The organism is Moorena sp. SIO3I6, assembly GCF_010672095.1.
In genome coordinates, this window is sequence record NZ_JAAHHU010001753.1 from 1 (window position 1) to 1018 (window position 1018).

General features: G+C 46.6%; 1 protein-coding gene. It reads left to right on the plus strand.

From position 1 onward, the window contains the following. Positions 1 to 973, plus strand: a 973-nt coding sequence (locus F6K49_RS52875; protein ID WP_293111129.1) for a peptidoglycan-binding protein, incomplete at its 5' end; no start/stop codon positions are given. Positions 974 to 1018 lie beyond the last annotated feature (45 nt).

Consider the following 1018-nt stretch of genomic DNA (forward strand, 5'->3'; position numbering starts at 1 on the left):
TTTGCGAGAACTTGGGTATTTCAATCGGCAACCAACTGGCTATTTTGGTTCAATTACTAAAAATGCTGTGATTCAGTTCCAACGAAAAAAGGGGCTTCCTGCTGATGGGGAAGTCGGACCAAGAACCAGAGCAGCACTCTTTCCATCGCAAACCAGAGTAGCACCATCCCGTGGGAATGTTAATCAATTTGGACTCAGACGAGGGTCTCGTGGACCAGCCGTTACTAAACTTCAGCAACAGTTGAGAGATCTGGAGTATTTCAATGCCGACCCAACCGGCTACTTTGGTCCAGTTACAGAACAAGCAGTGATTCGATTCCAAAGAAACTATGGTCTCAGGGCTGATGGGGTTGTGGGATCACAAACTACAGCAGCACTATCTAATGCATTATTTGCTCAACGAGAACCAACTATTATTGTGGATCCTTGGGGTACCACTGTTCTTCCTCCTCCTCCTGACGTTAGCAGTCAAGCCTCGATAGCATGTGGTACTCCTATCCGTAGCAATATACTACGACGAAAGGAACTACGACGAGGCGATCGCGGTCGAGAGGTAGAACGGCTTCAGGAAGCGTTGAGAGCTCGGGGGGTTAATCCCGGTCCTGTTGATGAGAACTATGGGGCGCAAACTGAAGATGCAGTGTTTCGATTTCAGAGAAGTAATAATAATCTATTTCCCAGCGGGGTGGCTGATTCAGAAACCCTGCGAGCATTGGGACTTATTGATCTAATTTCTGACGCTGAGAAGAATCGCTATGTGGTGGTGATCCCCATTGACAATGATAATGTGCTACGTGAAGTGCGAAATCAGATCGAGCGGACTCGTGGTATTATATTAGACGATGATATTATATCTGAGGACAATCGAGGCCGTTATTTTAATGCTGGAGCCTTTTCTAGCCGTAGTGAAGCGGAAAGTTGTTCCTATGAAATGCGATCGCAAGGATTTGATGCCCGGGTAGCCTATTTTTAAGTAAGCTCAGGTCTACTAACAACGAAATAGATCGGGGTGCTCCCT